Source organism: Klebsiella sp. 10-1, assembly GCF_009758445.1.
GTDB lineage: Bacteria > Pseudomonadota > Gammaproteobacteria > Enterobacterales > Enterobacteriaceae > Klebsiella > Klebsiella scottii.
On the sequence record NZ_WQRE01000001.1, the window covers coordinates 1,566,328 to 1,587,803 of the forward strand.

14 protein-coding genes and 1 pseudogene are annotated in these 21,476 nt (G+C 57.2%); 11 read left to right on the top strand and 4 right to left on the bottom strand.

Annotated features, from left to right (window positions below):
• Positions 1–149: 149 nt before the first annotated feature.
• The 3 genes from GO007_RS07465 to GO007_RS07475 are packed head-to-tail and all read left to right on the top strand — an operon-like array spanning position 150 to position 7,539.
• Positions 150–1,835 (top strand): ShlB/FhaC/HecB family hemolysin secretion/activation protein, encoded by a 1,686-nt coding sequence (locus tag GO007_RS07465; protein WP_095097564.1) that lies wholly within the window; start codon positions 150–152, stop codon positions 1,833–1,835.
• 53 nt (positions 1,836–1,888) lie between these two features.
• A complete protein-coding gene (locus GO007_RS07470; protein ID WP_095097567.1) occupies positions 1,889–7,039 on the top strand; it encodes a DUF637 domain-containing protein in 5,151 nt (1,716 codons plus the stop codon).
• On the top strand, positions 7,036–7,539 hold the full coding sequence (locus GO007_RS07475) for an Imm70 family immunity protein (protein WP_095097570.1): 504 nt from the start codon (positions 7,036–7,038) through the stop codon (positions 7,537–7,539). The genes GO007_RS07470 and GO007_RS07475 overlap by 4 nt, the downstream gene beginning before the upstream one ends.
• A gap of 138 nt (positions 7,540–7,677) precedes the next feature.
• On the opposite strand, the gene rihA is transcribed toward GO007_RS07475, so the two are convergent.
• Entirely contained in the window at positions 7,678–8,613 is a 936-nt protein-coding gene (gene rihA / locus GO007_RS07480) for a pyrimidine-specific ribonucleoside hydrolase RihA (protein ID WP_095097573.1), read from the bottom strand.
• Between the two features lie 251 nt (positions 8,614–8,864).
• Positions 8,865–10,976 carry a TonB-dependent receptor PqqU gene (gene pqqU / locus GO007_RS07485; protein WP_157349091.1) on the bottom strand — a complete coding sequence of 704 codons (2,112 nt, stop codon included), beginning with the start codon at positions 10,974–10,976 and terminating at the stop codon, positions 8,865–8,867.
• Positions 10,977–11,236: 260 nt separating this feature from the next.
• On the opposite strand from pqqU, the gene yncE reads away from it, so the two are divergent.
• Together yncE and GO007_RS07495 are read left to right on the top strand one after the other, a co-directional pair.
• Positions 11,237–12,298 carry a 7-bladed beta-propeller protein YncE gene (gene yncE, locus GO007_RS07490; protein ID WP_095097576.1) on the top strand — a complete coding sequence of 354 codons (1,062 nt, stop codon included), beginning with the start codon at positions 11,237–11,239 and terminating at the stop codon, positions 12,296–12,298.
• 142 nt (positions 12,299–12,440) lie between these two features.
• Positions 12,441–12,662, top strand: coding sequence for a YgdI/YgdR family lipoprotein (locus tag GO007_RS07495; protein WP_041145366.1), 222 nt, complete (start codon positions 12,441–12,443; stop codon positions 12,660–12,662).
• A 58-nt stretch (positions 12,663–12,720) separates the two neighbouring features.
• Here the strand turns inward: GO007_RS07495 and ansP are convergent, their stop codons facing one another.
• On the bottom strand, positions 12,721–14,184 hold the full coding sequence (ansP, locus tag GO007_RS07500; protein WP_095097579.1) for an L-asparagine permease: 1,464 nt from the start codon (positions 14,182–14,184) through the stop codon (positions 12,721–12,723).
• A 189-nt stretch (positions 14,185–14,373) separates the two neighbouring features.
• Complete coding sequence (locus GO007_RS07505) at positions 14,374–15,261, bottom strand: LysR family transcriptional regulator (RefSeq protein WP_095097582.1); 888 nt, start codon at positions 15,259–15,261, stop codon at positions 14,374–14,376.
• Positions 15,262–15,370: 109 nt separating this feature from the next.
• Between GO007_RS07505 and GO007_RS07510 the strand changes: the two genes are divergently transcribed.
• The 6 genes and pseudogenes from GO007_RS07510 (at position 15,371) to GO007_RS07540 (ending at position 21,472) form a co-directional block, all read left to right on the top strand.
• On the top strand, positions 15,371–15,769 hold the full coding sequence (locus GO007_RS07510) for a (R)-mandelonitrile lyase (protein ID WP_095097585.1): 399 nt from the start codon (positions 15,371–15,373) through the stop codon (positions 15,767–15,769).
• Between the two features lie 115 nt (positions 15,770–15,884).
• A complete protein-coding gene (locus tag GO007_RS07515) occupies positions 15,885–16,430 on the top strand; it encodes a P-loop NTPase family protein (RefSeq protein WP_095097587.1) in 546 nt (181 codons plus the stop codon).
• A 105-nt stretch (positions 16,431–16,535) separates the two neighbouring features.
• Positions 16,536–17,537, top strand: coding sequence for an LLM class flavin-dependent oxidoreductase (locus GO007_RS07520; protein WP_095097590.1), 1,002 nt, complete (start codon positions 16,536–16,538; stop codon positions 17,535–17,537).
• A complete protein-coding gene (locus tag GO007_RS07525) occupies positions 17,534–18,655 on the top strand; it encodes a M20 peptidase aminoacylase family protein (protein ID WP_095097593.1) in 1,122 nt (373 codons plus the stop codon). Before GO007_RS07520 ends, GO007_RS07525 begins: the two co-directional genes overlap by 4 nt.
• A 31-nt stretch (positions 18,656–18,686) precedes the next feature.
• Positions 18,687–20,952, top strand: a pseudogene (locus tag GO007_RS29090) (NtaA/DmoA family FMN-dependent monooxygenase).
• A 10-nt stretch (positions 20,953–20,962) separates the two neighbouring features.
• Positions 20,963–21,472, top strand: coding sequence for a GNAT family N-acetyltransferase (locus tag GO007_RS07540; RefSeq protein WP_095097601.1), 510 nt, complete (start codon positions 20,963–20,965; stop codon positions 21,470–21,472).
• Positions 21,473–21,476 lie beyond the last annotated feature (4 nt).

Here is a 21,476-nt window from a genome sequence, read left to right on the forward strand (position 1 = left end):
AACGTGAATACGTTACTTCAGTGGCTAACCGTAACGCGCCATGCCTGTTTTTCAGATGAGTACGGATGCACAATATTGAATTTTTAATGGACATTTAATTACAAAATATTACATTTAATGTCGCAACATTTCAAAAAATGGAGTTTTTGATGCTGACATTATTGCCTGCCGCTCGCCGTCTTTGGTTTTTTGTTGCACCGTTACTCATACCTTTTGCTCTGTCAGCGGCACCTTTGAGTCCGGCCGACCAGAGCGCTATTGAGCAACAGCAGAAGGCTCTGCTGGACCATACTCAGCAGCAACGAGAGGCGCTCCGAAACAGCACGCCCATACAGCTTTCAGCGGATAAGAGTTTGTCGGCTGAAAAAGGTCCATGTTTTGCTCTTAAGCAAATCCGCCTGCTGGGCAGCACGGTTTTGCCTCGCGATGCGCTGAAGACGCTGACATCAGTGCCGGCAAAAGGATGTATGTCCCTGCAGGACATTCAGTTACGCGTCCGCGATATCACTCAGGCCTATCTCTCCCGCGGTTTCATTACCTCTCACGCCTGGCTGCCGGAACAGGATATTTCTGGTGGGCTTCTGCTGATTGAAGTCACTGAAGGAAAAGTAGAAACCATCACCCTTGCCGGCAGTCAGGATAACGCCCTCAGGATGGCGTTCCCGCAGGCCGAAGGTCGGATTCTGAATCTGCGGGACCTTGAGCAGGGACTTGATCAGCTTAATCGTCTGCGTTCCAGGGCCCTGACCATAGATATTCTTCCCGGGAGTGGAGAGGGGTTTTCCCGGGTAGAGCTGATCGGGACTGACCATCATTTGCCGGTGAGCCTGAGCTTAGGGGCTGATAATAGCGGGCAAAAAAGTACCGGCAGCAGACAGATGAATGCTCAGCTGACCGTAGATAATCCGCTCAGCCTGGCGGATCAATGGATGCTATCCGCAGGCAGGGACAGCGAGTTTCATCATGACCGCCGTAGCCGTAACCTTCAGGCCGGAGTCACAGTACCTTACGGATACTGGCTGTTCAGCGCACAATACGGCTGGTCTGATTTTTATCAAACGTTATCCGTTGGCGATTCGAGCTCTCGCTGGCGGTACGACGGGACCGTCCAGACTCAGCGTCTGGCGGTTAGCCGAACGCTATGGCGTGACGGGAAACAGCGGATGGCGGCGGATATGGCCTTTTCTCGCCGGGAAACGGAGAATCGCCTGGGAGACGTACGTCTCGGCGTCAGCAGTCCAACGCTGACCAGCGTAGCCGCTGGGCTCAGCTACAGTCGTAGTCTCGGTAATGGCTACCTGACGGTCGGCCCGTCGCTTTCACATGGCCTGAGCCTCGCCGGAGCCACCCGCGACGACCCCGCTCATCCTGAGCTACCGCGCAGTGAATTCCGCCGCTTTAGCCTGAGCACCAGCTGGTTTTATCCCCTCACGCCCTCTTTGTACTGGCTGACGTCCGCATATGGACAAACCACGCCCGATCGCCTTTATGCCAGCGAGCAGTTGTCCGTTGGCGGGCAGTACTCGGTCAGAGGATTTAAAGAACAATATCTCAGCGGCAACCGCGGCGGCTACTGGCGTAATGAACTGACATGGCAATGGATGACCATTCCCGGCATCGGCACGTTGTCAGCAACGGGGGCGCTGGATGCCGGACATGTGGTGAGCCAGAAAGGGATAACCGATGGCGGCACGCTGACGGGGACCTCCCTCGGACTGGAGCTGGCAGGCCGCTGGCTCAGCCAATCTTTGACCTTTGCCATGCCGCTATCGTATCCCGACCGACTTAACCCGGATAAACAGGTGGTTTACTGGCAGGCCACCGTTTCACTTTAACTGCCGGCACATAGCAGGGGCCCTTTGGCTCCAGAATAAAAGGATGTTCAGATATGGATAAGCTTGCCCATCCGCTGGCCAGGGGCGCCAGCTGGCTGTTGATCTACCTTACCGCCGTTCAGCCTTTACATCCCGCAATTGCCGCCGGCATCGTTGCAGCCAACGGGAATACTCAGGTTGTCATCAAGCCCGGCAACGTACCGGTGGTGAACATCGCCACGCCAAACGGTGTCGGCATTTCGCATAACACCTATCAGGATTTCAACGTGGGGGGCCCCGGTGCCGTGTTAAATAACGCGACGCAGGGCGGAAAAACCCAGCTGGGCGTCACCATTGACAACGGTAACAGCAGATTAAAAGGCAAACCGGCTGAACTCATTATCAACGAGGTGACCAGCGGCAACCGCTCAGAGTTAAAAGGCAAGCTGGAAGTTTTTGGTAATAAAGCTGGCGTAATGATAGCCAACCCGAACGGTATTACCTGCGATGGTTGCGGATTTATTAACGCGCCTTCGGTTACCCTGACCACCGGCAAGCCGCAGTTCGATAAACAAGGGGCGCTGGATGCATTAGCCGTTAAGAAAGGCTCAGTGATTATCGGCAGCAATGGCCTCGACGGAAATAGCGCGGAGTATGTTGATATTATCAGCCGGGCAACTGAGCTGAATGGAAAAATTAACGCGAAAACCCTCACCATGACCCTGGGGGCGAACCAGGTCAGTTTTAACGATGGCACGGTAAAACCTGTTGCCGGGGAGGGGGCGAAACCTCAGCTGGCTGTTGATACGAAGGCGCTGGGCGGTATGTACGCCGGGAAAATTCGTCTTGTCGCCACCGAAGACGGGGTGGGGGTTAATCTGAACAGCGTTACCTCAACCCAGCGGGATATATCCCTGACGGCGGCCGGAAAAATCACCCTCAGCAACGTCAAAGCGCAGACAGACCTGAACGTCAGCGGCCGGGAGATCGTCACACCAGCCGGAAGCAGCGTACGGGCAGAGCGCGATATGACGCTGGCGGCCACAACAGTGGATAACCGCAGCGGTACCACGGCTCACGGGGATATGCGGGTGTTTGCCTCCACGGTGCGTAACACCGGCGAGGGCGCGGCCCTGCACAGCAACAACAATCTGTGGATACAGAAGGATGCGCAGGGTAATAAAGCGACTCTGGTGGAGAATCGCTCTGCACGTATTCAGACCAATACCGGTGACCTGGTCATCCGTACGGAACGGCTGGAAAACACTATCAGCAAGGTAGACACGCTTATCAGGACCGAACGACCCACGACAGCACAGGTATCCAATTCCCGCCTGGGCTGGCACCCTGTATTTGTGGGAAATCTTGGCCAGGGGATCGGGCATGTAGTGGGAGAGATGGAGGCAGGTGAGCCAGATAAGTGGTTTGGAAGTGTTGATTTCAAAAATATGACTTTCCTCCAGACAGAAAAGCAACACTATACCGTGCAGACGGAAGGTGCCCGAGCGGTTATCAGTGCAGGAAATAATCTTTATCTCAATGCCGGCGACCTGATTAACCGCCTAGGGGATATATCAGCAGGCAGAGATGCGGTGCTTACCGGCCGCAGCCTTGTCAGTGAAAATCGTTTCGAAGGTACTCTGGGTAAGTTTCTTACCTATGAACAAAATCCCTATGTTGACAGTCTTACCCCTGAGCCTGAGGGCGGTGCCACAGGTGGCGGAGCGTTTCATCGTAAGGAAGTGCTAAAATTCCGCCATAACGGAGAGACAACAGACTGGACCCCAGGCAGACTACTGGTTTCCCGTATCAGCGCTGGTGGTAATCTCGTTGCTGATTTTTCAGCGCGCATTGAGAGTAATGAACCTTCTCCCACAAACGTGCCGTATTCCGGCGTTATAACGCGCCCAGACACCATCACCGCCAAAAATATCCTGCTGCATGCAGGTAGCATTATTACCACTGATGTTATGAAAGCGACGGGTGATATTACACTCCAGTCCGATACCTTCACTAAAGTGGCACTGGCGCTACTTACTGCAGGCAAGGATATTTCTATTTTAGCTGGCGCTAATATCGACTCATGGCAAAGTGAACTTAAGGGGCAGAATATCACTCTCGTCAGCCGTACTGGCGACGTGAACTCGCACACCAGTGAACAGCCGAACTATTTCCATGCCGATGGCGCCCGTTGGCTAGGGAGTATTGAAGCCAGTAAGGAACTGTCAATTTCTGCTGGTGGCAATATTCTGCTGAGGAATACGCGTCTTCCGGTTCAGAGTCAGAACATTTCTCTGGTTGCCGGCGGATATGTCTCGCTGGATAAAAATGAAGCGATGCTGGACCATATGCGCCCGGGCTATAACCTGACCCGGGAACGCAAACAGGAGCTGTTTAACCGAATGCTACCCGCGGATTCATTGCGCGCCTCGGGTGATATTACGCTTAGCGGAAAACATCTGTACCTCAATGGCGCCAGCCTTGACGCTGGGGGCAATATTAGTCTCACGTCAGGCGCAAATACTGACCTGAATATGCGGTCCTTCAGCGACCGTTACAGCGATTTATTCCCGGACAACCGGATACCCGAGTTACGCAGCCGCCTGAAAGCCGGGGGTAACCTGCTCATTAGCTCAGCGGCAGATATCGGCCTACAGGGGGCAGATATTTCGGCCGGGAAAACGGCGACCTTGCAGGCGGGGAGGCTTATCTGGCTTGGAGCATACGGCTATGGCGTGACGGACAGCGGCAATGACAATAATCGAGATGAGCTTAATGTACTGACCCGTCTGCACGGCGCGAAGAGCATCACCCTGGCGGCAAACGGCGGTATTCAGGCTAACGGCAGCACCCTGACATCGAACGGCAATATCACGCTGACCTCCGGCGGGAATATGCAGTTTCAGTCCGCTCGGGGGACCGTTTATCGGGAGTCAGGGAACACCTGGACGGAAACCGTTAGCCAGACCGGTGTGACGCTTAATGCGGGTGGCGCCCTGACGGTGATTTCGGGCGGCAGTATTCTGTTCCAGGCATCGCGACTGTTGGCGAAAGGCGCGATGGACGTGGCGGCGAAAGGCGGCTGGCTATATGCCCAGGCTATGGAAGAGTCCAGTCATTATGAGAAGCAAACCACCAAACGGAAATGGTGGGGACAGAAAACGACGGTTAAGCAGACAAAGCATACGACCACCAATCGGGTGACTGAGTTTACCGCCGGAGGCAATCTTAACCTGCTGAGTCGCGATGACAGTACCTATGAAGCCAGTAAAATCGAGGCGGGGAAAAATGCGACGCTGACCAGTACCAACGGGAAAGTTAATTTCCTGGCGGTGAAGAATACGACCTTCGAGCAGACCGTCAGCACCTCGAAAGGCTTTTATATTAAACAGGCAAATAAGGGCTACAGCGAAGGAAAATGGGTCCTGCCTTCCGTTTATGCCGGCGGTAAGCTGACGGTGGATGCGGCAAGCGGCATCAGTGCTGATGTTAAAACCAAAAATGGTCAGGCGCTGCAGGGAGCCATTACCGCCCTCGGCGTTCAGCCGGGCACCGAATGGCTAAAAGGGTTGAACACCCGTAATGACGTACAGTGGAATGAGGTCAAGGATGCCTACGACAGCTGGAACTATAAAAGCCAGAGCCTGAATCCGGCCGTTGCCGCGGTGATTGCGATAGCCGCGGCCGCGGTAACTGCAGGCACCAGTCTTGCGACGATAGCAGGCACGACCGCTGTTTCGGCAACCGGCGTTACGGGAGCAACGGCTTCCGCGGCAGTGTATGGCTCAGCCTATGCGGGTATGACATCCCTGGTTTCTCAGGCGGCGGTTGCGCTCGTTGAAAATCAGGGAAATCTGTCAAAAACTCTTAAAAGCCTTGGAAGCAGTAGCTCCGTTAAATCTCTGGCAACCTCCATGGTTATCGGCGGTGCTCTGGCGGGCTTTGATAAAGTCATGAATATTGATGTTTCGCCCGATAAAGCAAAATTACCGGTTTTGGTGAGAAATGAAGACTGGGGGAAAGTTGTCCAGCGCGTGGCCGGTCAGTCGGTTATCAGCTCCAGCCTGAACACCACCATCAATGGTGGCAGCTTTAAGGACAACCTGACTAACGCCCTGCTGGCTAATATTGGTAATCAGGTTCAGGCCGAAGGCGCGGGGCTAATTGGGGATAACGGTGAAGTGTTAGGCGTGGCCGGGAAATCGGTCAGCCATGCGGTGCTGGCCGGCATCAGCGCGGAAATCGGGCGGGGTGACGGTAAAGGCGCGGCCGCTGGCGCCCTGGCGGCGGAACTGGCTGGGGTAATTATGTATCCCAGGCTGTTTGCTCCAAAATATGATGCAGATGTAACGGGACAGATTGCTGATTTGCTCAATGCCATGCAGCAAAAAGAAAATAATGAACAGATTGCCAGAGTTATTGGTTCATTAGCTGGTGCAGTTGTGACAAACAGCTCTACAGGAGCATATAGTGGCGCAGATGCCGCTCAACTGGTTTATCGCTATAATTTTGATGAACACTTGATTGAGCCAATGGTCGCGGCTGTTGCAGCTGATTATGAGGCAGCCAAAAACGGAGATAAAGCGGCACAGCAGCGTATAGATAACAGAACCTCAGTATCTTTTCTGCTTATTGATATGATGCCGGTGCTAGGGACTATCAGTTCATTTGCTGAGGCTGAAACAAAACTTGACTACACGCTGGCGGCCGTAACTCTATTGCCAGGGGCTGGCTCGGCAATCAAAAATGCTTCAAAAATAGCGCGCCTTTTGCGTAATGAAGGTAAAATTGGTGAGGCCATTCAGGCTCTTAACAGCGTCAGTGATGAGATTGCTTTACTCCGCAGACCTACGTGGCGACAGTCTGAAATTGATGCAGGGAAAAATTTAGGGAGTGAATGGCGTGAGCAGCTCAGTTACAAGAATGGGAGTATAGTTCCTCATGGTACTTCTGGTAGTGTCAGGCCTGACTTTGTTCTCGGGAAACTAAGCTCAATAGAGGTAAAAAATTATAATATTACCACGAATCTTAATGGCTTGATTAACAAGGTTTCGGAGCAGGCCATAGCGCGTCAGGTGCACTTACCTCAGGGAATGGTGCAGGAGGTGGTTATTGATGTCAGAGGGCAGGTATTGACTTCTGATATTAGATTTAAAGTAATCCAGGATATTGCCAGTAAATCTAATGGTATCATTAAATCTGCAAATATAAGGTTTATAGAATGATGAAGAAAATAGGGGTTTTAGGTGCTGCAACCATTTATGGATTAGGTTCTTCAGATGATGTCGAACTTTTTTTTAATGTAGTATTTAAGGTTCTTGAAAACGGTGCCTGGGGGACTGAGTATCCTGTGATAATGTTAAAGCTTTATAAACGTTCGTTAAATTATGAAGATATAAAAAAAGCCAAAATAGAAATGGACGAGATCCAATCAAGACTTTCCAGGCTTCCCTTGGATAATGAGTTTTATTCCGCCCTGGATATCGATAAGGATAAAATATCATGGAATGTCAATGCTAATGATTTGGCGTCTTTTTTTGGTAGATTTTTCACAGGATTCAATATCGCATATGAAATGACTCTCAAATTTCATGATGAACTTGGCGAATTTGTTCCCATGCTATTGGGGCGAGCTGAGGTACCCTACGCAATTGAAGACAGCAAGAGACCCGTTGAGGAATTTGACCGGCTGACGGATGAAGATCTTCCTTTCTGGAAGAGGTGATTACTCAGTGTAACCTTTTCCCGCAGTCTGCTGCGGGGAAAGGTTGTTTTGGAATCCAGAGACCGGCCTTAACCTTTAATTTAATATTTTCAGCCGATTACGAGTTGTATTGTCAGTCCATTCCTCCGAGTTTTAAATTCAGCCATAAAACGCCAGCCGCTCGGCTAGCAGGTCGACAAAACCCTCCCGGTCGACATCCAGCAACACCGTGGTATTCGGCTGCTTGCCGGTGAGGAAGTAATAATCGACCACCGTCATGCCCTGGGTGTATTTCCCCTGGGTTTCCACGCCTACCCAGCGCTCAGCGCAGGTGAACAGCTCCGGCTTCAGCAGCCAGGCGATGGTGCAGGGGTCATGCAGCGGGGCGCCGGTGAATCCCCATTTAGCATCCTTGTGATACTCCATAAAGAAGTCGAGCAGCTCGGCAACGATGGTGGCGACCGGGTTGCTGACCCGGCGGAAACGTTCGATATCCATATCATGAATCTGCGCCCGATGCGTGACGTCCAGCCCGGCCATCACCACCGGAATACCCGACTGGAAGACGATCTCCGCCGCTTCCGGGTCGACGTAGATATTAAACTCGGCGGCGGGCTGCCAGTTGCCGAGCACCATTGCGCCGCCCATCATCACGATGCGCGCGATCTTGTCGTGCAGTTCCGGGTGGCTATTCAGCAGCAGGGCGACGTTGGTTTGCGGGCCGGTGGCGACAATCGTCACCGGCTGCGCGCTTTCGCGCAGCGTTTTCGCCATCAGCTCGACGGCGGTACAGTTCTGCGGGGCAAAATCAGGCTCCGGCAGCGCCGGGCCGTCGAGCCCGCTTTCGCCGTGAACGTTGTCAGCGATGATCAGCTCCCGCATCAGCGGCTTACGCGCGCCGCCGGCCACCGGAATATCCTGGCGTTGCAGCAGCGTCAGCATGCGCAGCACGTTACGCAGGGTTTTCTCCTGCGTCTGGTTGCCGGCGGAGGAGGTGATGGCTTTGACGTCAAATTCAGGTGAGGCGAGGGCGAGAACGATAGCGATGGCGTCATCATGACCCGGGTCGCAATCAAGGATGATTGGCAGTGCCATAGCGGCTCCTTTTTATGGGCGATATTTGTGATAAGGGTAACGCCCGGGAGCACAACAGACGAGAGAGGATAAAACAAACCGTGATGCACGCCGCATTATGAAGGCAGGAGGGAAGAATATTTTCCCGACTGCGGGCGGGTTTCCCGCCCGGTCCGCGCTTGCCTGGGCGACGCAGGACGATGAGGCCGTGGCCGGAATGGGGACATTAACGCCGCCGCCCGGCGGACTCCCCGGGCGGCGGCTGCGGCGTGTTACTCAAATCGCCAGGCGAGGTTGAGGCCAACGCCGTAGTTACGTCCCGGCGCCGGCTCGTAGTAGCGGCCGTTGGACTCGTTGACGATCACCGACCCGGCGTAGCTGCGATCAAACAGGTTGTCGATACGGCCGAAAACGTCCATATCCATGTTGCCATAGCTCCACTTGTAGCCGCTGGTGAGCCCAACGACGGTCCACGACGGCGCCTTAGCGGTGTTCTCATCGTTAGCCATGATATTGCTCATATAGCGGATATCGCTGCCCGCGTACCAGCCGCGATCCGGCTGATAGCCAAACGAGGCGTAGCCCATGTTGCGGGCGATCCCCGGGATGCGGTTACCGTTGCAGCTGGCGTCATCGCAGACGTTGGTTCGGTAGGTCGCGTCCAGCCAGGTCCAGGCCGCCTTCAGGCGCCAGTTTTCAGCGAACTGCTGATCCAGCCCCAGCTCCATCCCCTGACGGCGGGTTTTGCCGGCGTTTTTATAGCTGGTGCGTCCGCCGCTGCTGGCGTCAACGACAATCTCGTTATCGGTATTGGTCTGGAACAGCGCGGCGGTGAACAGGCCGTTACCGACCCGCATTTTACTGCCGATTTCAAACGTCTCGTTGGTTGAGGGCTGCAGGCCAAAGTTCAGGCCGCCCTGGTTGCCAGAGCGATAGGAGAGCTCGTTGATGGTCGGCGTTTCAAAGCCGCGACCGGCGGAAGCGTAGACGTTCCACGCATCGGTCAGCGCATACTTCAGTGAACCCGCCGGCAGCCATTTGTGGTAGCTGGCGTCGCCGCTGTCATCCCCGTTGCCCGGAGTAATGTAGTAATCGTTTGAATCGAACCACACCGAGCTGTAGCGCATCCCGGCATCGAGGGTGAGCTTCTCCGTCAGCTGCCACTGGGTCTGCAGGTAAGGGTCGATATTCCACATCAGGTTACGTTCATTACGGCGCAGGTTGCCCTCTTCGCCGTACTGCGGCGCGCCGTTGACCATGACGAAGTTTTCAAACCCTTTGCGGCGCTCGCTCATGGTTTCGTAATCAAGCCCGGTGGTAAAGGTCACCGGCACCAGCAGCTCGCCGCGGTGGGTCCAGCGGGTATTGATGCCCTGATAGTGGCGGGTGAGGTCAATCACGCCCCCCGCGTGGCTCGGGTTAAGCTGCGGCGCGCGCGGAATCGACTGATACTGCGTGGTTTCACGCTCGCCGGCGTACATCATCACGCTCAGGTCGTCGCGCTCGCTCAGCTGGCGCTCGTAGCGTAAACCGGCCTGGGTCTGCCTGGTCGATTTGCGGGTGTTGTACTGATCGCCGCGCGGCGACTGGCGCGGGTTATTTTGCCACTCATCGTAGCTCAGGCCGCCGGCATCGTTGGCTTTGATATCCACGCTGTTGAACAGCAGCGTCAGCTTACTGACGTCGTTGATGCGCACGCCGAGCTTCGCGTTGGCGAGGTTTTTCCGCGCCCCGCTGTGGTCGCGATAGCCGTGGGTGGTGAAGCGGTTGGTCGAGACGGTGTAATCGACGTCCCCGGCGTGGGTACCGTCGCCGACGGCGCCGGTGGCCTTCATGCCGTAGTGCCAGGTACCGAAACTGCCGTAATAGCTGCTGGCTTCGATGGTCGGCGGCTGGCTGCCGCTCTGGCTGGTGACGTTAATCACCCCGCCGGAGGAGTTGCCGTACAGCGCGGAGAAGGGCCCGCGCAGAACCTCCAGCGAGTCTACGCTGCCGATATCGATATTGGAGGTTTGCCCCTGGCCGTCGGGCATGGTGGCCGGAATGCCGTCCACATAAATACGCAGTCCGCGCACCCCGTAGGTGGAACGAGAGCCGAAGCCGCGAATCGAGAGCTGCAGGTCCTGAGCGTAGTTCTGCCGGTTTTGCACCTGCAGGCCGGGCACCGCACCCAGCGACTCGGAAAGGTTGACCCGCGGCGCGGCCTGGCGCATTTCGTCGCCGTTGACCACGCTGACGGCGGCGGGAGTATCGAGTTCGGAGACCGTCGTCGGGGAAGCGGTAACGACCATCGTCTGCTCGCCTTCAGGGCTGGACTGAGCCATAGCGACCAGCGGGAAGAGGAGGGCGGGAAGCGCAACCGTGCGCACGGAAAGGATTTTCATGGAAACACTCGCAAAACGAACCAAACGGAACATATCTCCATATGTTAACTCTTTTGTAATTTTTTGAAAATTATTAACGGAAGTTTAGTTAAATAATGGCAACTATTGGCTATTTTTTTCGCCCGCGAGCGCAATTAACGCTCCACTTTGCGTTAAATAATGATTACTATTCGCATTTATAAAATAGCGTAAAGCCATGACTTTACGCCACGGAAGCACTGTCGAGCAGGCACATATTTGTTTTATCAAAGGGAGTCGTCATGTCATTACGTCATCTGTCCACGCCGCGTCTGCGCCGTTCACTGTTGTTAACTTCACTGCTGCTGGCGGGGAGCTTCAGCGCTCACGCGGCAGAAGAAATGCTGCGCAAGGCGGTTGGAAAGGGCGCATACGAGATGGCTTATAGCCAGCAGGAAAATGCGCTATGGGTCGCGACTTCGCAAAGTCGTTCGCTGGATAAAGGCGGGATCGTCTATCGCCTCGACCCGACGACGCTGGAGGTGACTCAGGTTATCCATAACGACCTCAAGCCGTTCGGCGCGACGATCAACAACGCTACCCAGACGCTGTGGTTTGGCAACACCACCGACAGCACCGTCACCGCGATTGACGCCAAAACCGGCGCCGTGAAAGGCCGTCTGGTGCTTGACGACCGCAAGCGCAGCGAAACCGTGCGTCCGCTGGCGCCGCGCGAGCTGGCGGTGAATGAGAAGACCAACACCGTTTATATTACCGGCCTGGGTAAAGAGAGCGTTATCTGGGTGGTTGATGGCGACAAGCTGACCCTGAAAGATACCATTGCCAATACCGGCGCGATGGCGACCGGGCTGGCGGTTGATGCTGACGCGAAGCGCATCTACACCACCAACGCCGATGGAGAACTGCTGACTATCGACAGCGACAGCAACAAGATTCTGAGCCGTAAAAAGCTGCAGGATGACGGTAAAGAGCACTTCTATCTGAACCTGAGCCTCGATACCGCAGGCCATCGCGCCTTCATCACCGACAGCAAACAGCCGGAAGTGCTGGTGGTCGATCTGCGCGACGGCAAAGTGCTGCAGAAAATCGCCGCCCCGGAATCGCTGGCGGTGCTGTTCAACCCAACGCGTAATGAAGCCTACGTGACGCATCGTAAGGCCGGTGAAGTCAGCGTGATCGATGGCAAAACCTATAAGGTTGTTAAAACTATCAAAACGCCAACCTATCCTAACAGCCTGGCGCTCTCCGCCGACGGTAAAACGCTGTACGTCAGCGTGAAGCAGGAATCAACCCGTCAGAAAGAAGCCACTCAGCCGGATGACGTTATCCGCATCGCGCTGTAAAGATTTACAGGAGGGGGAGACCCCTCCTGCTCGCCTGAATCACCCTCTGTTACAAACACCTGTTAGCCGTATTAACCTAATGGCTTTACAATCAGCGCTTTCCCGCCTGCTGCGGGAGATGGGTAATCATTCTGGAGACGATATGAATAAGCCATTTATGGTTCTGTGCGCCGGCGCGATGCTGGCTTTACTGGCGGGCTGTACGTCAAACTATGTGATGACAACGAAAAGTGGGCAGACCATTGTGACCCACGGCAAGCCACAGCTGGATAAAGACACCGGCATGACCAGCTACACCGACGAATCGGGCAACCAGCGTCAAATTAACAGCAGCGACGTTTCGCAGCTGGTTAAAGATAACTAAGATCGGGCCGGTAGTTGAAAAATGCGGTTTGACCGGCTTCGGCCAAACCGCAGTAGCCCTATTTTTGCGCCGTCTGAGCACCCGGCGCGGTGCGATGAATCGCCTCAACGCGACGGCGAACGCCAAACCAGCCGGCGACCAGCAGCACCGCAATCAGCGGAATTGAACCGATGGTGTAGGTGCCGTTCGGATAATCGAAGGCCATCAGCACCAGCACGCTGAGCAGGAACAGCAGGGTCAGCCAGGAGGTAAACGGCGCGCCCGGCATTTTGAAGCTTACGTCCGCAGCTCTTCCTTCCTTAATCGCTTTACGCAGCCGCATCTGGCAAACCACGATAAAGCCCCACGACGCAATAATCCCCAGCGAAGCCACGTTGAGGACGATCTCAAAGACCTGCGACGGCACCAGATAGTTGAGGAATACGCCGATGACGTATACCGCCAGCGTCGCCAGAATCCCGGCGTAAGGCACCTGATGGCGGCTCATCTTCGACATAAACTGCGGTGCGGAACCGCCCATCGACATCGAACGCAGAATGCGCCCGGTGCAGTAGAGGCCCGAGTTCAGGCTGGAGAGCGCCGCGGTTAAGACCACGATATTCATCACGCTGCCAATGTACGGCACGCCGAGTTTGGAGAAGAAGGTGACGAACGGGCTTTGCCCCGCCTGATAGGCATTCCACGGCAGCAGCAGCACCAGCAGCAGCACGGAGCCGACGTAGAACAGGCCGATACGCCAGATCACGCTGTTGATTGCGCGCGGCACCATAGTCTGCGGCTCTTTACACTCCCCTGCGGCGGTGCCGACCAGTTCGATGGAGGCGAAGGCGAACACCACCCCCTGCACCAGCACCAGCGCCGGCATCAGGCCGTGCGGGAACAGGCCGCCGTTATCGGTAATCAGGTGGAAGCCGGTGGCGTTGCCGTCCAGCGGTTTTCCGCTGCCGAGAAAAATGGTCCCGACCACGAGGAATGCCACAATCGCCAGCACTTTGACTAAGGCAAACCAGAACTCCATTTCGGCAAACCACTTCACGCCGATCATATTCATGGTGCCGACGATCGCCAGCGCGCCGAGGGCGAACACCCACTGCGGAACGTCGCCGAATGCGCCCCAGTAGTGCATATACAGCGCCACGGCGGTGATGTCGACAATGCCGGTCATCGCCCAGTTGATAAAGTACATCCAGCCGGCAACGTAGGCCGCTTTTTCACCGAGGAATTCGCGCGCGTAGGAGACAAAGCTGCCGCTGGAGGGCCGGTGCAGCACCAGTTCGCCCAGCGCGCGGAGGATAAAGAACGAGAACAGGCCGCAGACCAGGTAAACCAGGGCCAGCGCGGGTCCCGCCATCTGCAGGCGCGCGCCGGCGCCGAGGAACAGACCGGTACCAATCGCGCCGCCGATGGCGATCATCTGGACCTGACGGTTGCCCATTGCCTTGTGATAACCCGATTCCTGCGAGTTGAGCCAGTGACGTTTTGCGGCCTGATGTTCGGCCGCGGCGTTGTGTTTTGTATTCATTGATGTACCCATTTTCCTGTCAATGTCCATGAGTGGTTCCTCGCACCGCCGATTGGCAGCACGTTATGCTGGCTTTCTCATCATTCTGACGTAGGAGATAAGCAGAGCATGGCGCAGCATCCTACACGCAACGTGATAGTGACGCACGTAAAACATGTTTGCACCGCACTTGCTTATATATCAATGGGTTCAACGCCGCAGCGCGTCCACGAGCAGAGAAAAGGCGGCGGGGTGCTGGCGACGGCTGGGGTAATAAAGATGGTAGCCGGTGAAGGAGGGGGTCCACGCCTCAAGAAGCCTTATCAGCCGTCCGTCGGCGATCGCCTCGGCGACGGAATCCTCCGGGACATAGGCCAGCCCGAGGCCGGATTCGGCGGCATCTATGCGCTGAGGCAGGCTGTTAAGAGTGATTTGTCCGTCAACGCGTACCCGCACTTCTCGCCCCTCCTGCTCAAACTCCCAGGCATAAATGCCGCCGAGGGTCGGTAAACGCATATTAATGCAGCGGTGCCGTTCGAGCTCATAGGGGGTTTGCGGCGTGCCGAAGCGCGCGAGGTAGTCCGCCGAACCGACGACGGCCATGCGCATATCGGGGGCGATCCGTACCGCAATCATATCCTTGGCCACCTGTTCGCCGAGACGGATCCCGGCATCAAAGCGTCCATCGACGATATCAGTCAGGCCATTATCAACGGTAATTTCGATATTAATGTCGGGATATTGCCGCATAAAGGGTTTCAACGTCGGCCAGAGCACGGCGCTGACCGCGTGCTCGCCCGCGGTCAGGCGGATATTGCCGGCCGGATGCTCGCGGGTGTCGCGCAGCGCGCTGAGCTCCTGCTCAATTTCCTGCAGATGCGGGCCGAGGCGCTGAAGCAGCCTCTCTCCCGCCTCGGTAGGCGCGACGCTGCGGGTGGTGCGGGTCAGCAGGCGAACGTCGAGCCGGGCCTCCAGATTACGCATGGCGTGGCTCAACGCCGACTGAGAAACGCCAAGCTGGGCGGCGGCGCGGGTAAAGCTGCGCTCGCGGGCCACCACCATAAACGACAGCAGGTCGTTAATATTGTCTTTAAGCATCGTTTTTCCGGATTAATGAATTTGGCTCATGGTTCCTTTCTTATTTTGCAGTCTAATCGCGGCCCCGCGCTTGCGCTATCTTTAGTGCAACACATAAGAGGAGAGCAGCATGAATATTAGCCACAGCGGTTCACAGCCATCAAGAAAAGGCCCCGCGGACTGGTTTACCGGCGACGTGCGCATCGACGCGCCTTTTCAGGCCACCGAGCCGGCGAAAGTGGGCGGCGCGACGGTGACCTTCGAGCCCGGCGCGCGCACCGCCTGGCATACGCATCCGTTGGGTCAGACGCTGATCGTTGTCCAGGGACGCGGCTGGCTGCAGGAGTGGGGTAAAGAGCCGCAGGCGCTGAACCCGGGGGATATCGCGTGGATCCCGCCGGGTGTGAAGCACTGGCACGGCGCCAGCAGCACTAACGCGCTGGTGCATATTGCTATCGCCGAAGCGGAAAACGGCAGCGCGGTCACCTGGCAGGAGCACGTCAGCGACGAGCAGTATCAGGGTTGCTAAAACGGCACTTATCGCCGTTCAGCTCATGCGCCGCGCCGCTATTTTCCTCACCCGGCGCGGCCGTTTGTCGGCTATTATTCTCAGCCCCACACCAAGACATGGCTGAGCGCAGACGATGAAAATCAACGTAGTAGGGACCAGCGGCGTCGGCAAATCGACCCTCGCCCGGCGGCTTGCCCGCCAGCTGGCGCTTCCCTGTATCGAAATGGACCGGCTCTACTGGCTGGCGCAGTGGCAGGGAACGCCGGACGATGAGTTCTTCGTAAAGATCGCCGCCGCCACCGACGCCCCCGGCTGGGTGCTGGACGGCAATTACAACCGCAGTCGCCCGGTCAAGTGGCGCGAGGTCGATCTGGTGGTCTGGCTGGACTACGGTTTCTGCCGGACGCTGAGGCAAGCCGTCTGCCGGGCGGTCTTCCGCGCCAGCCGCCATCAGGAGCTGTGGCCGGGGACCGGCAACCGTGAGAGCTTCCGTCGCTCCTTTTTTAGCCGCGAATCCATTATCTGGTGGACCATCAAAACCTGGAAACAAAATCGCCAGCGTTATCAGTCTGATATGAGCGACCCGGCGTATCGGCACATTCGCTTTGTGCGCCTGCGCAACCCGCGGCAGACGGAGGATTTTATCCGCCGGCTGACCACGCAGCCTGCTCAGCATTAAGCCTGTATATCTATTTTCCGGCAGAGTACATGTAAATAAATTGTTTCTCAGCCGCCGCCCCAGATTCTAATAATGCAGACATGTTAGTTAATACGAGTCTGCGAAATGTCTTATCGAATCAGTATTCTGGATAAAAGTCCGCTTGCGGCTGGGGAAACGGCCGCTCAGGCCCTGAACCGAACTTTAACCCTTGCGCAACAGGCGGAGGCCTGGGGATATCATCGATTCTGGATCGCCGAACACCATAATACCGATCAATTAGCCAGCCCGTCGCCGGAGCTGGCAATCGCCTGGATCCTCGGCCAGACCCGGCAGATTCGCGTCGGGTCCGGCGGGGTGATGCTCCAGCACTACAGCCCCTATAAAGTTGCAGAAAACTTCAACCTGCTGGCCTCTATTGCGCCGGGCCGGGTGGATCTTGGCGTCGGGAAAGCTCCCGGCGGCCTGCCGCTCTCTACCCGCGCGCTGCAGCAGGGGCTGAATCAGGAAGATAAAGGCACCTTTGCCGACCAGCTGGCGCAGCTTGATAACTGGCTGTCGCTTACCGATGCTGAAGGAGAAGAGAGCGTGCGGGCAACGCCGATCCCGCCGCGGCGGGCGGACGGTTTCCTGCTCGGCGCCAGCCTTGAGAGCGCCCGGCTCGCCGCCCAGCTGGACTGGAACTTTGTTTTTGCCGCCCACCTTAACGGCGATAAAGCGCTGCTTCGCGAGGTGCTGACCCGCTGGCGGGCGCTGAGCCGCCGGGATGCCATTATCGCCGTCCAGGCGATCGTCGCCGAGGATAGCGCAGCGGCGAGCGAACTGGCGAAACAGGTTGAGATCTGGGGCGTCGAGCTGGAAAACGGCCAGCGGGTGACCGTCGGCAGCGAGGCCCAGGGCATCGCCTTTGCCCGCCAGGCGGGCAGCGCGCCGACGCGTATCGCCCGCCGCGAATCGTCGCTGCTGGCCGGTACCGCTGATGAGGTAAAAGCGCAGCTGGACGAGCTGCACGCGGAGTGGGGAATCGACGAATTTATTATCGACACCCCGGTCGCCGAGGGAGAGGCCCGGCTGAATTCATTGCGCCTGCTGGCTCAGGCCCATCAGGGTGCGGAGGTGCTGCTATGAGCTTTGCTGAACAGCTGATCCGCTGGCGGCGCGAGCTGCACCAGTACCCGGAGCTCTCCCTGCAGGAGGTGGCCACCACCGCGCGTATCCGCGACTGGCTGCAAAGCGGCGGCCTGCGTCCGCTGCCCTACGATCTGAAAACCGGCCTGGTTGTGGAGGTCGGCAGCGGCGAGAAAGTGGTTGCCCTGCGGGCGGATATTGATGCGCTGCCGATTGAAGAAGCGACCGGGCTGTCCTATCGCTCGCAAAACGAAGGCGTGATGCACGCCTGCGGCCACGACATCCACACCAGCGTGATGCTGGGCGCAGCGCTGCTGCTCAAAGATCGCGAAGCGCAGCTGCCGGGTCGGGTGCGGATCCTGTTCCAGCCGGCGGAAGAGAATTTTGGCGGCGCCAAAACGCTGATCCGCGCCGGCGCTCTGGAAGGGGTGACGGCCATTTTCGGGATGCATAATGAACCGGGGCTGCCGGTGGGGGAATTCGCGACCCGCGGCGGCGCCTTTTATGCCAACGTCGATCGCTTCGTCTTTAAGGTCACCGGCAAAGGCGCGCACGCCGCTCGGCCCCACGAAGGCAAAGACGCCATTCTGCTCGCCAGCCAGCTGGTCACCCTGCTGCAGAGCGTCGCCAGCCGGGAGGTTAACACCCTCGATTCGGTGGTGCTGAGCGTGACGCGCATCCAGGGCGGCAACACCTGGAACGTTCTGCCGGAGAGCGTGGAGCTGGAGGGAACATTGCGCACCCACCGCAGCGAAGTGCAGCAGCGGGTGAAGGCGCGGGTGAGCGAAATCGCCGCCGGTTTTGCCAGCGCCTTCGGCGTGCAGATCGACGTTTTCTGGTACTCCGGGCCGACGGCATTGGTCAACGATGAGCGCTGGGCGGCGTTTGCCAGCGACGTTGCCGACCACGTCGGCTATCGTACTCATCACGCGGACCTGCATATGGGCGGCGAAGATTTTGCCGTCTACCTGCAGCATATTCCCGGCGCGTTTGTCAGCATTGGCAGCGCCAGCGAATTCGGTCTCCACCATCCCGGCTTTAATCCGGATGAGAATTTAATCGCCCCGGCGGCGCGCTATTTTGCGACCCTGGCGGAACGAGCTTTACAACAAATTTAAATTTTAATTATCGGCAAGGGAAGGGTGAACTATGTCTGAAAAACGACAGCTGCGGCTTGGCACGATATTACACGGCGCCTCGGGGAATATGTCCGCCTGGCGTCACCCGCTAGCGCAGGCGGATGCCAGTATTAATTTTGAATTTGTTAAACAAACGGCGTTAAAAGCGGAAGAGGGTAAGCTCGACTTTATATTTGTCGCCGATGGCCTGTATATTAATGAAAAATCAATCCCGCATTTTTTAAACCGCTTTGAGCCGCTGACGGTGCTCTCAACGCTGGCGGCGGTGACCCGCAACCTGGGCCTGGTTGGCACGCTCTCAACCTCCTACAGCGAGCCTTTTACCACCGCGCGCCAGTTCGCCAGCCTCGATCATCTCAGCCAGGGCCGGGCCGGCTGGAACGTCGTCACCTCGCCGCTGGAGGGCTCGGCAAAAAACTTCTCCCGCGCTCAGCACCCCGACCATGCGCTGCGCTATCGCATCGCGGATGAATATTTAAAGGTGGTCAAAGGCCTGTGGGATTCATGGGAAGAGGACGCCTTCGTACGCAATAAGGCCAGCGGCCAGTTCTTTGATAAAAATAAACTGCATACCCTCGATCATCATGGCGACTTTTTTAAGGTTGCCGGTCCGCTGAATATTGCCCGGACCCCGCAGGGGCGCCCCATTATATTTCAGGCGGGCGCCTCTGATGATGGTAAAAAGCTGGCGGCGAGCCATGCCGACGCCATTTTTACCCATCAGGAATCTCTTGAGGAGGCGCAGGCGTTTTATCGCGATGTTAAAGGCCAGCTCGCGGCGTACGGTCGGCAGGACGATTTGCTGCATATTTTCCAGGGCGTCAGCGTCATCGTGGGTGATAGCGCCGAAGACGTGGAGCAGCAGTATCAGGCCACCGCCGCGCTGGTGTCGATCGAGGATGCCCTTAACTACCTCGGACGCTATTTCGAGCATCACGACTTTGCGCAGTATCCGCTTGATGAGCCGTTCCCGGATATTGGCGATCTCGGGCAAAACAGCTTCCGCAGCACCACGGATGAGATTAAGCGCAACGCCCGCGAGCGCGGCCTGACCCTGCGCCAGGTGGCGCTGGAAGCCGCCAGCCCGCGTCCGCGCTTTTCCGGAACGCCGCAGCAGGTCGCCGACGGTCTGCAGGAGTGGTTTGAACAGCGCGCCGCCGACGGTTTTATTATCCAGGGCGGCACGCCGGACGCCTTCCCGCGCTTTGTTGACCAGGTCGTGCCGGTTCTGCAGCAGAGAGGGCTGTTCCGCGAGGCGTATCCCGGCACCACGCTGCGCGCAAGCTTAGGGCTGGCTGAGCCGGTCAATCAATTCCAACAACAATAATAAGAGAACACCCGCTATGCAGAAAAAGTCACTCATCCTTGCGCTGGCGCTGGCCGCAAGCGCCTCGTCATGGGCGCAGAACGTCAATATCAACGGCACCGGGGTGAGCCTCGAAGCCAATAAGGCGCCGGTTCATACGGCAAAAAATCCGCAGGCTATTGCCCTGTTACCGAAGGATCTGCACCTCGCGGTGCCGGGAAAATTCACCGTCGCGGTCGCGGCGCTGAACTCGCCGCCGCTCACCGTCTTCTCTGACGATAACAAAACCCTGCTCGGCAGCGAGGTGGATATCGCTCGCCTGGTGGCCGATAGCCTCGGCCTGCAGCTGAACGTGATCCCGACCTCGTGGGAAGACTGGCCTCTCGGCGTGGTCTCCGGCAAATATGATGCCGCGATCAGCAATATTACGGTGACCAAAGAGCGCAAAGAGAAGTTTGATTTCGCCACCTACCGCAAGGATTCGCTGGGTTTCTACGTCAAAAGCAGCAGCCCGCTGAGTAAAATTGACCAGGCGGAGGACATTGCCGGCCTGCGCATTATCGTCGGCTCCGGCACCAACCAGGAAGCCATTCTGCTGGCGTGGAACGCGGAAAACCTGAAGAAGGGGCTGAAGCCTTTTACCCCGGTCTATACCAAAGATGACGCCGCTCAGACCCTGGCGATCCAGTCCGGCCGCGCCGACGCCTTCTTTGGCCCCAACGTGATTGGCGCATGGAAAGCGGCGCTAACCGGAAAAACCAAACTGGTTGGCAGCGTCGACGGCGGCTGGCCGAAGGCGGCCCATATCGCCGTCACGGTGAAAAAGGGCAGCGGCCTGGTCACCCCGGTGCAGACGGCGCTGAACGGCGTCATCCACAGCGGCGATTACGCCAGGGTGCTTAACCGCTGGGGGGAAGGCGTCGAGAGCATTCCGCAGTCAGAGATTAACCCGGCCGGACTGGGCGATTAAAGGAGTCAGTATGAGCGACGTATTCCGCGATGTTTCACCCGAAGCCCTTGAGCTGCAGCCGATCATTGACGGCCTGTTTGCCGAGTACGCTTCGCGCTACGGCGACTATTTTTCCCGCGATGCCGAAGTTGAGCTAACCGAATGGTATCTGGCGCCGCAGGGGCTGTTTATCGTGCTCGAGCGCGAGGGGGAGATTATCGCCACCGGCGCCTATAAGCCGAAGGACGCCAATACCGCCGAAATTAAACGCATCTGGACCCATCACGCGCTGCGGCAGCAGGGGCTGGCGGGGAAGGTGGTGCAGGAGCTGGAGCGCCGGGCGGTGCTGGCGGGCTACAGCCATATCTACCTGACCACCGGCTTTCGCCAGCCGGAGGCGGTGAAGCTCTATCTAAGCCAGGGCTATGAGCCGCAGTTCGACCTCGAACGCAACCCGGAAGAGTACAGCCAGCCGCCCTATGACGGACGGCTGCGGTTTAGTAAAGCGCTGGCGGTCAGCGCGCTAAGCCAGAGCGCCTGAGGAG